Below are 11,178 nucleotides of genomic sequence, written 5' to 3' on the forward strand. Positions count from 1 at the left end.
GTTGAGTCATGATCGTCTCCTTGTCTGTTAGTTTTGTCAAAACCATCAAAACAAAGAGCGGGATCTGGCTCAACCTTTTTCTTCATCTGCCGTTACCTATTTTACACCAACCTTTGAGACGCTACCCCATAATTTTGAAAGCTATGATTCTGTCATTTTGAGCGGGGTCGTTTTCAATGACCTTATCGGAAACACAAATTTAATTAAAAATAAAGCAAATACTATTCCAGAAATCAACTTATCACAAACATCTGTTACTATGAATGGCAGGAATTGCCTTGTTCGGGTAACTTATCCAGATCAGGATAGGGATCAACTCCAAAGTGTCTTTCCTATGTTTCTCCTTAAACCGAGTGGGTAAGCCCAGCAGGCATCAGATCATGGCGAGGGGTTCGGATCGCTACTCTCACTGCACGCCCACGCTATTGTTCAGTCGCCTTAACTGGCATTTCCTAATCGATTTGAAAAGAGAGCCTGCAACAACTGCCGTATCCAACCCGCTCTTTGCCGCCCCATTTAAGAAATGCCCATGTCCGGGTTATGGCTGCACCGGCACATTGGTTGGCCATCATCCGGACATGGGCTATGCTGTTAAGGTTGGGGGAGGCTTACTTCAGCACCAGTTTTCGGGTCTGCCGCAAATCTCCCTGTTCAAATCTGATCAGATACACTCCCGCAGCCAATCTGCGTCCCCGGCTGTCCTTGGCGTCCCAGACCAGGTCCTGGAAACCCTTTTCCCGGCCTTGGTAGCGGTGGACCAATTCCCCGCGGATGTTGTAGATATCCAGGCTGTAAGCCCGGCTGGAGTCTTTGAGATAGAGGCTGATGCTTGCGCTTGCGGAGAAGGGATTTGGCCAGACGCCCTGGATGCCTCCCACAGCCGGTGCGGAGGGATCATCGGCGGAAACCGTGATCTCGTAAAAAGCATCGGCTATGGCGCTTGGGGTGCAGTTCAGTTTGAACGCCTTGGCTCGCACCGTGGAGCTGGTCTCCAGCCGGATAGGGGCGGAATAGATCTGTGATTGCAGGCAGGGCTCGCTGCCGTCCAGGGTGAAGCGGATCACCGCCTCCGGAGTGGCGCTGCTCAGCACCACATCCACAGAGCCGGTGTAAGAGCCGGGTTCAGGGTTGAAAGTGGGTGTGGCAACCGTGTAGAGCGGCAGCTGGAAATCGGCCTGGGTCTGCAGGTCGGAGCTAACCGCCACATCTGCCAGGCTGACTGATTCATAATCCGGATGACTGGCCGTGAGGGTGTAGGTTTCGGGAACGACAGACAGGGTGTAAACGCCGCATGCGTTGGTGAGCGCGGAAACCGTGCCGGTGGCCACGGTGGCGATGGCCAGCGGGTTTCCGCTCAGATCGGTCACAGTTCCCACGATCACGCCGTTGGTTGCCTTGGCTAGGCTGTTCGAATGCGAGCCGGCGGAAACAGCCGCTCCCGCGACGGCCTTCACCTGCCAGAGATACTCGCCGGGGTTCAGCAGATACCAGTCCGGATCGGTGTAGGCTGTCTCCGCCACATTGGCAGGGGTGATCAGCACGCCATTCGCCGGTTGGTTGTTGATCACTTCATAGCGCCAGACCTGATAAGCATCCGCGCCGCTGAGGGGGGCGCTCCAGCTCAGGTTCACCCAGTTGGCCTGCTGCGTGGCGGTCACGTTGTCCGGGCAGTCGTTGCCCAGGGTCACGGCCAGGGCCACGTTGCTGTAATTGCTGTTGCCGTTGGTGTTGGCAGCCCGTACGCGGTAGTTGTAGCTGGTGGCGGGGTCGAGCCCAATGTCCTCGGCGCTGGTCACATCCGGTCCAGCCCAGTTCACCAGGGCCCAATATCCTCCGGTGGAGCGTTCCACGTAAAATTCCGTCTCGTCGCTGGAATTATCGGTCCAGTTCAGCACCACCCGGGAGGGCGAAACGGCAGTGGCGCTGAGTCCGGAAGGCGCGAAGGGCGGCGCGTTGTGGGCGGGAAAGCTGATGTGGTCCAGCCAGGCGCAGTCGCTGCCGGTGCTCACGCCCTGGTCTTTAACATAGCTCCAGGTGAAGATGCGGGTGCCCGCCGCCACGGGATAGCTGTGGAAATCCCAGTTCAGCAGTCCGGACCACTGGTCCTGTTGCACGCCGTCGATGTAAAAGCGCAGATAGTCGTAGTTTGGTTCGCTGGAAACCATGCTGAAGAAACTCACCGTTCCGGCCTCGACCACCGTGAGGGTGAGGCTGAGCACGCTTTCCTGCAGATGGGTGATCAGGCCGGACCTGGCGGCATGGCTGCCGGAATAGACCGTTTCGCTCTGCACGGTCCAAGGTCCCGAGCTGGGATTCTGCCAAGGATAGAGGTCGAAAAGGCCGGATTCGAAGCCCTCGTTGGCCGCCTGCAGCAGCACCACGTTGATGGAGAAGCTGCGGCTGTTGCTCAGGTTGTCGTAGGCCACCGCGCTGATGGTGTGTTCTCCGGAGGCCAAGCCCGCGGTGCTCCAATCCCAGGCATAGGGGGCTGTAGCATCGGTAAAATCGGGGCTGGGGTTGTCGTCGAGGTAAAAGTTCACGTGTGAGATAAAGCCGTCGCTGTCATTGGCGTTCACGGACACTTGGATGGTGCTGCCCAGGGAATGCACAGAGTTGTTGGCCGGGGCGGTGATCACGCAGGAAGGCATGCCGGGCGCGATGCTGGCCAAAGCGGCACTGGCGTTGATCATGCCATAGCCAGTATAGCGGTCCCAGCCTGGACCGCCGTCGATGGTCATGTCCGTGGCATTGTTCACGATCGTCAGCCGCACCTGGTCCGGCGTTAGCCCTGAATCCTTGGAAAGGATCAGCCCGGCTACTCCCGCCGCGTAGGGCGTGGCACAGGAGGTGCCGTTGAAGTTGGTGCTGTAGCCACCGGTGCGGGTGGTGGCGGGCAGGATGGTGGCTGCCATGATGTCCACGGCCTTGGGGTCGTCCTGGACGTTTACGCCGTAGTTCGAGCCCCACCAGTTCTGGCCGTCGGAGGAAGTGGTGCTTTTCCTCTGGCCGGTGGGACTGGCCGCTCCCACGCTGATCACGGCCGTGTGGTTGGAGGGATAGGCAATGGAGGAAGTGTTGGAGTTAGCGGTGGCGGCAAAGATCACGCAGCCTTCGTTGTAGGCATAATAGAGGGCGGCGTCGCTGGCGGGGTTGTCGCCTTCATCGGCCCCGTCCTCGGCGCCCAAACTCATGCTGATCACGTGGGCCCCGTTATCCGCGGCGTGGGTGATGGCGTTGGTGATGCTGGTGAAGGTCATGCCGCCGGAATTATTCATCACCTTGAGGGGCATGATGCTGCAGCCTCCAGCCACCCCGGCCACGCCGATGCCGTTGTTGGTCTCGCCGGCCGCGACCCCGGCGCACTGAGTTCCGTGGCCGTTGGTGTCGGAGGGGTCGTTGTCGTTGGCGCCGTAATCCCAACCAGGCAGGCAGTTGTCGTTCAGGTCCGCGTGGTTGTAGTTAACGCCGCTGTCGATGATGGCGATGATGATGTTCGGGTCGCCGAAGACCTGGGCGTCGTCCCAGGCCTCGGGAGCGTTGCTGTCAAAGCCGGCCCCGCCGCCGCCGGGACCCTGTCCGGTGTTGTTGTGGCCCCAGTTGTCCACATAGTATGGATCGCTGGGAATGTATTGCGGATAGGCGTAGTGCTCGAAACTTGCGTCTTCGATCCAGGGACTGGCCTTAAAAGCCGTCAGCGCTTCCTCCACCGCGGTGGTGCCGCTGAGGCGCACCAAAAACCAGCGGTCGAAGCCTTGCGCGGCTTCCCAGGCTTGGTTCTTCAAACGCCGGTGGGCGCGGATCACCGCCGTGCCGCCGGTTTCTGCCATTATCCGGTCCAGGTCGGCCAGGCCGAAACGGGGGTGTTCCTCCGCCAACTGCTGCGGCAGGTTGGACCGCTGCGCCGCGGCCAGGCTGAGTTTCACCTTTACAAGGTTCTGGGCATAGAGGGGACGCGCCCCGCTGCTGAAATATGGATCGGCCGCCGCCCGGAGGCCCCAGGCGAGGCAGAGGACGCTTATGACAAGGATTAATCGCTTCACTGCGCTGCTCCAAACAGTTTTTTGCTACACATATGCAAATCCCGTTCCCCTAACGTGATTATTTTTCAGTTCGCTCGGGCCAAACCCCGTATCAGCCAATGGCATAAACCGGTAAAAAACCCCTCGCCGGGGCGGGGTTTGGCGCCAATGCCCCCTGCTTGGTATCAAGCGGTGGACCAAGTTGGAGTTCAAGCCGGTGGAACCGGTTCAATTCCTTGCAGAAGAAGCCTTCCGGCTTGGACTTCAACGGAGCTGGGATTCCTATCTGTTTAAGATCCCCTGAAACGCTCAGGTGTCGCTTTGCACGCGGCTGAGGGCCTCAGCGAAGCTCATGCTGCCCAGGTCGCCCACGGTGTGCTGGCGCAGGGTGATCTGGCCGGATTCCTCTTCCTTTTTGCCGATCACGCACATGAAGGGGATCTTTTTGAGTTCGGCGTCGCGGATCTTGTAGCCGATCTTCTCGTTGCGGGGGTCCACTTCGCAGCGCAGGCCCCGCAGGCGGAAATCCTCCTCCAGTTTGCGGGCGAAGGGCATTTGCGCTTCGGTGATGGGCAGGATCATCATTTGCACGGGGGCCAGCCAGTGGGGCAGGTTGCCGGAGTGGTATTCCAGCAGGGTGGCGAAAAAGCGTTCCACGGAACCGAGGATGGCGCGATGCACCATGTAGGGGCGGTGCTGGGCGTTGTCGGCCCCGATATAGTGCATGTCAAAGCGGGTGGGTTCGTTGAAATCGAACTGGATGGTGCTGCACTGCCAGGCGCGTCCCAAAGCGTCCTTGATCTTGATGTCGATCTTGGGTCCGTAGAAAGCGCCGCCGCCGGCATCAACCTGATATTCCAGGCCGAGTTTTTCCAGCGAGGCGCGCAGGCTCGCGGTGGCCACGTCCCAATCGGCGGGATCGCCCACGGCCTCATCCGGCTTGGTGCTCAGGTAGATGAGGAAATCGCGGAAGCCGAAATGCTTCAGCATGTCCAGGGAAAAGACGATCAGTTTTTCCACCTCGGAGTCGAGCTGGTCCGGGGTGCAGATGATGTGGGCGTCGTCCTGGGTGAAGCCGCGCACCCGCATCAGGCCGTGCAGAACGCCAGAGCGTTCATAGCGGTAAACGGTGCCCAGTTCCGCCAGGCGAATGGGCAGCTCGCGGTAGCTGTGCAGGTTGCTGTTGTAGATGGCAATGTGGAATGGGCAGTTCATCGGTTTGATGTAATAATCCTGGCCTTCCACGTCCATGGCCGCGTACATGTTTTCCTTGTAAAAACCCAAGTGTCCGCTGGTCTCCCAGAGGTTGGCACGGCCCACGTGGGGGGTGTAAACCAGCTTGTAGCCGCGGCGCAGATGCTCTTCCTTCCAGTAAGCTTCGATCAGATGGCGGATCATGGCGCCGTTGGGATGCCAGAGCACAAGGCCAGGGCCGATGTCTTCATTGATGGAAAAGAGGTCAAGGTCCTTGCCCAGTTTGCGGTGGTCGCGCAGGGCGGCCTGCCTGAGAAATTCCAGATACCCATCCAGTTCCTTCAGGGTGGGAAAGCTGATCCCGTAGATGCGCTGGAGCATCTTGTTCTTTTCGTCGCCACGCCAGTAAGCGCCGGAGGATTTGAGCAGCTTGACGGCTTTGATCTTGCCGGTGTGGGGGATGTGCGGGCCGCGGCAGAGGTCGATGAAATCGCCCTGGGTGTAGGTGCTGATCACGTCTGTATCCGGGATCTCGCCCAGGATTTCCAGCTTGTAATCCTCGCCCATGTTGGCAAAGATCTCCATTGCCTCGGCTTTGGAGAGTTCTTTGCGGGCGTAGGGCAAGTTTTGTTTGGCGAGGAAGGCCATGCGCTCCTCGATCTGCTCCAGTTCCTCTTCGGTGAAGGGTTTGTCGCGGTCGAAATCGTAATAAAAACCCTGCTCGATGGCCGGGCCGATGGTCACCTTCACCTCGGGGAAGAGCTGTTTCACGGCCTGCGCCATCAGATGCGCGGTGCTGTGCCAGTAGATGTCTTTCCCGGCCTCTGTTTTGAAGGTGTGCAGCACCAGTTTGGCGTCGCGGTCGATGCTGTGGCCCAGATCCACCAAGACGCCGTCGAGTTCGGCGCAGATGGCGGCTTCGGCCAGCCTGGGGCTGATGTCTTCGGCCACCTGCAGGGCGCTCACGGGTTGCTCATAGAGTTTGGCAGAGCCGTCGGGCAAGGTAATTTTTATCGGCATGGTATCTCCAGCTGTTCTAATTTAAGTTTAACAAGGCAAGGCAGTTCAGGCAGGGATTTTTGTCAAGCGCGGCGTGCTTGGCGCAGCAGCCTCAGGGAGTTGAAGATCACGATCAGGGTAACGCCCACGTCCGCGATAATGGCTTCCCAGAGCCCGGAAATGCCACCCACGCCCAGGATCATCACCAGCGCTTTCACGCCCAGGGCGATGGCGATGTTTTGCGCCACCAGGGTTCCCGTCCGGCGGGAAATGCTGAAGGCGGCGGCCAGCTGTTCCGGCTTGTCGTTCAGCAGCACAATGTCGGCGGTTTCCACGGAGGCCTGGTTGCCAATGGCGCCCATGGCGATGCCGGCATCCGCGCGGGCCAGGGCCGGTGCGTCGTTCATGCCGTCACCCACATAGGCGGTTTTGCCCTGTCCGCGGCCCATGATCTCTTCCAGCCGCCCCAGTTTCTGTTCCGGCAGCAGTTCCGCGTGAAACTCGTCCAGGCCGGTCTCGCGGCTCACCTTGGCCGCTTTGTCCCGGCGGTCGCCGGAAAGCATCACGGTGCGCTCCACGCCTTGCTTTTTCAGCTCCGCGAGGGTGTCCGCAATGCCGGGTTTGAGGGTGTCGGAAAAGCTCACGCAACCCAGGTAGATGTCGTTTTTCACAGCGTGCACCGCACTGTGGGATTTTGCCGGGATGGGATCGATGAAGCCGTATTCCTGCAGAAAGGCTTCCGAGCCCGCCAGAATGCGGTCTTGGCCATACTGGAGCAGCACGCCGCGGCCGGGGTATTCGGAATAGGCATTTACCAGGGCGGGGTCGAAATCACCCTCGTAGGCGGCGCGGATGGCTTTGGCAAAGGGATGCGAGCTACTGTGTTCCGCCAGCCAGAGGCTGTGGACCAGTTCCATGGGTTCGCCGCCCTCGCGCACGAACACCTTTTCCACCTTCATCTCGCCGGTGGTGAGGGTGCCGGTTTTGTCGAAGACCACGGTCTTCACGCGGCGCAGCACATCAAGGAACTCGCTGCCCTTGAAGATGATGCCCTTTTTGGCCGCCACCCCGATGCCGATGTAGTAAGAAAGCGGGATGGAGATCACCAGCGCGCAGGGACAGGACACGATGAGGAACACCAGGCCGCGCCGGAACCAGACGGCAGCCGGATAACCCAGCAGAGTGGGGATGAGGAACACGAGGAAAGCCGCTCCCACCACCGCGGGAGTGTAGATCCGGGCGAAGCGGGTGATGAATTTTTCCTGCTGCGATTTGCGCGCGCCGGCGTTGTCGATCAGGTTCAGAATGCGGGTTACGGTGCTTTCCGCCTCGCTGCTGGCCACCTTGATCTCCAGTAGGCCGCTGTGGTTCAGGAATCCGGCGAAGATCTCCGCGCCAGGGTTCACGTAAAGTGGCTCCGCCTCGCCGGTGAGGGTGGAGGTGTCCACCGTGCTTTCGCCCTTCAGGATCACGCCGTCGAGAGGTACCCGTTCGCCGGGATTGACGATGATGGTGGCGCCCACCGGCACTTCGCCCAGGCGGGTTTCCACCACTCCAGCCGCGGTTTTGAGGTGAGCCCGGTCAGGTTTGAGCGACAGCATGCCGCGGATCGAACGGCGGGAATGCTCCACCGCGCGGGCTTCCAGCCACTGGCCAAATTCGTAGAGCACCATCACCGCTGCTGCCTCCACGTATTCGCCCAAACCCACCGCGCCGATGGTGGCGAGACTCATCAGCAGCTGCTCGGAGAACAGCTGTTTGGAAAGCAGGGATCGGGCGGCGTTGATCAGCACCTTATGCCCCGCCATAAGCCAGGCGGCCAGGCCCAGCCAGGGTTTCAGGGCGGAAGGCGCCAGCAGCGTAGCGATCATCAATAGCACCGCGCCGCCGAGGGTGAGCCAGAGGGCGGTGTTTCGCTTCGCGGTGGTTTCCGCGCCACTGAGGGTGATGGCCACGCCGGGTTCGATGGCGGCGGCGATGCCGTTCAGTTTTTGCAGGGGCTGGTCGATGGCGGAGTGATATCGCACGATCAGCCGGCGGTTCACAAAATCCAGATTGGCGCTGTGAACTTCAGGCAGGGCCTTGATCCCGGCTTCGATCTTGCCCGCGCAGCTGGCGCAGTCCAGATTTTGGATGTCGTATTCCTGCACGCTCATGTCTGCTGTCCCTCGCTGACGTGTTCCAGCGCGATGGCGAAGACCTTCTGCACGTGGTCGTCATCCAGCGAGTAATGGATGGTGGTGCCTTCCCGGCGGAACTTCACCAGCCGGTGCAGGCGCAGGGTTTTCAACTGATGCGATACCGCGGATTGCTGCAAGCCGACCAGTGAAGCCAGGTCCGCCACGCAAAACTCGCTCTGGGAAAGGAAATAGAGGATGCGCAGACGGGTGTTGTCGGCGAATACGGCGAAAAATTCGCTCAGGTAGCCGGTGGTCTGCTCATCCGGCAAACCGCCCTTGATGCGGTCCAGTTCAGCATTGGAAAAGTCTTTGAATGTATGTTTGGCATCCATGTGATCCTCTCATATATGAGTATGTGTTCATATATTGGAGAAGTGCCCAGGATGTCAAGGACTTTTTTCGCGTGAAAAGTCAGCGTGTTGCCGCGGCATGGCGCAGCTTCCCAAAGCCGCGGGTTCGTGCAATCGCATTTTCATGGGGATTTGCGGATTCCCATCATTTCCCACCCGGCCCCAAACCCGCGTCATTTCTCGGCTTAGCGGCGGGATCCAGCCCTGGGGGGGGGGGGATTACCTTACCAGAGTTTCAGGACCTTGCTTTGGCTGACCTTGCCTTCAAAGCTGGCCCGCAGAAGATACACGCCGCTGGAGACAGCCTGGCCATGATCGTCGCGGCCGTCCCAAGCGAAATCAATTTTGCCGGCGGTGATGCTTCCGGCAAAGATGACGCGCACTTTCTGACCGCGGAGGTTGTACACGGCGATTTGCAGATTGCCCGCTTTCCCAGTCTGGCAGGAAAATTCCGTTTTGTTGCGGAAGGGATTGGGCCGGGTGACGCTGAGTTCAAACAGGGGTGTCACGGACCCTGGGTTCGCCGCGGAACTGCCTGCGGGCACGATCTTTTGCAGCTGCAGGCTGTCACTGTACTCTGAATCCTGAGCCACGGCCGCCGCCAGGAGCAGGGTGTCGCCAGAGCGGGCGCAGGCGAGTCTGGACTCACTCACATATTGGTTGAATACCGTATTGTTGGCTGGCGTGACCCACTGTCCCTGGGCATCGATAAGATCGTATTTCAGACTTAGGAACTGCGAGGTCAGCAGCAGCGCGTTGCCGTCGGAAAGAGCATCCAGGCGGTACAAGTCACTTCCCGGGTAGTGGGGAACCGGAACTACAGGAGTCAGGGTGTCCGCCAGCAGGTTTCCGCTGGGGGAGAAGCGGCGCAGACGGTATCCGTAAACGCTTCCGTTGCCGGTGAGCCAATAGTTCTCGCCCACCCCGATATCGTAGCCGTAGGTGGTCAGGAAAAAGGGATCACCCTCATCCTCGTCCACTACTCCGGGTGTCGGGATCAGAAGTTCGCCATTGGGCCCCACCACCTGCTGGACGTGCCGTAGGTCCCAGTATTCAAAGGAGGGATGCACTTCGTAGGCTTCGTGCCACCTGCAGTGCAGGTTTTCGCCAAACAGCCTGAAACTGAATGATCCAAGGTGGTACGGTGCGGCGCGTTGCGATACTTGATTGCCCCAGGCGTTGAAACCCGGGGCGGGGTTGCCGTCCTGGTCGAGCTTCAGCACGAACAGCTGCTGGATGGGATCCAGGTTCCAGGCCAGGTAAGGGCCCAGAGACGAAAAGTACTCAGTCCCGGAATTGTAATGTTGCGGATGAGGAGTGACGAGCTGCAATCCCTCCGCGGGCCAGACAGCTGCCCCGTCCACGATCTTCTGCCCCCAGATGCGGTGGAGGTAGGAACCCACCTCCTTGGCATAAGCGATGATGAAAGCGCCATCAATATACATGGCCCTCGCCCAACTACCGATCCCGCTGAGGCTGAGAGGTTCCGTGCCCCAAAGCGGCTGGGCTTGGGAGGAAAACAGCTGGACTTTGTAATCGCCGGCCACATGGTCGTACCAGCCCACAAAGATCTCTCCGCCCGGAGTAACCACCACGCTGGGGTGCGGGGGGTTATTGGAGGTTAAACAGTCGGAACTCAGCGGCACACCTTCCGGCCTGAATTTGAGCGATCCGTCCGGCAATACGGTCTGCATCCGGATCTGATATCTGCCGTTGCCATTGGGCCGCTGCAGCCAGACCACCACCGTCTCATCCTGCAGCCCGCGCACGGCGCTCACAGAGTATTGGGTATTCTGATCCTGCGCCACCAACACCGGTTCCAGCCAGGCCAGCCCGGCGTTCAGGCCCAGAATCGCCGCCCAGAGGATCAGGATGCTTGCGTTTGCTTTCATGCTCTTCTCTCCTGCATTGCTTGTCACGCGTCAGTCTGGAACGCGATGTTTAATTGTCAAGCGCTAAGAACGATTCTTTTACAGATAGAGATTAACACGGAACTTTACCGGTAAAGCCCGGAGGGCGACAGAACGATAGCGAGGGTGTGGAGTGAGCGTAGCGATCGGAACCCCTCGTCAGGAAGGTTGGTAATACACATAAACACACCCCGCACCCCCTGGATCGGAAAGAGAGCCTTCTCTTTCAGATAGGGGGTTATGATGGTATCACCCACCCCCGCCCCAAGTATCAATACGGTATCAATACGGAATCATTACGGATGAAATCCGTAATGATTCCGTATTGATACCGTATTGATATTGGGAGCGAACCGGCGAAGTTGGGCGAAAAAACAGGGGGACCAGCGGCAGCTGGTCCAGACTGTTGACAAAGCTCCACAATACCCCATGAAATAATTAAAAAATATGCAAGAAAAAGCTTGACAAGAAATTGGCTTATTATATTGTGGCGCTATTAAATATGTGATTCAAGTTGGTGCCCAAT

At 59.1% G+C, this 11,178-nt stretch carries 5 protein-coding genes; all 5 read right to left on the reverse strand.

Annotated elements, in window-relative coordinates; genetic code table 11:
- Nucleotides 1-608: 608 nt before the first annotated feature.
- Nucleotides 609-4,040 carry a S8 family serine peptidase gene (locus LHW45_10260; protein MCB5285954.1) on the reverse strand — a complete coding sequence of 1,144 codons (3,432 nt, stop codon included), beginning with the start codon at nucleotides 4,038-4,040 and terminating at the stop codon, nucleotides 609-611.
- 288 nt (nucleotides 4,041-4,328) lie between these two features.
- Nucleotides 4,329-6,233 (reverse strand): threonine--tRNA ligase, encoded by a 1,905-nt coding sequence (gene thrS, locus LHW45_10265; protein ID MCB5285955.1) that lies wholly within the window; start codon nucleotides 6,231-6,233, stop codon nucleotides 4,329-4,331.
- Between the two features lie 62 nt (nucleotides 6,234-6,295).
- Nucleotides 6,296-8,368 (reverse strand): cadmium-translocating P-type ATPase, encoded by a 2,073-nt coding sequence (gene cadA / locus LHW45_10270; GenBank protein ID MCB5285956.1) that lies wholly within the window; start codon nucleotides 8,366-8,368, stop codon nucleotides 6,296-6,298.
- Complete coding sequence (locus tag LHW45_10275) at nucleotides 8,365-8,724, reverse strand: metalloregulator ArsR/SmtB family transcription factor (GenBank protein MCB5285957.1); 360 nt, start codon at nucleotides 8,722-8,724, stop codon at nucleotides 8,365-8,367. Before LHW45_10275 ends, cadA begins: the two co-directional genes overlap by 4 nt.
- Before the next feature lie 242 nt (nucleotides 8,725-8,966).
- Nucleotides 8,967-10,634, reverse strand: coding sequence for a T9SS type A sorting domain-containing protein (locus LHW45_10280; protein MCB5285958.1), 1,668 nt, complete (start codon nucleotides 10,632-10,634; stop codon nucleotides 8,967-8,969).
- Between the last annotated feature and the right edge of the window lie 544 nt (nucleotides 10,635-11,178).

This window comes from Candidatus Cloacimonadota bacterium, from assembly GCA_020532085.1.
GTDB lineage: Bacteria > Cloacimonadota > Cloacimonadia > Cloacimonadales > Cloacimonadaceae > Syntrophosphaera.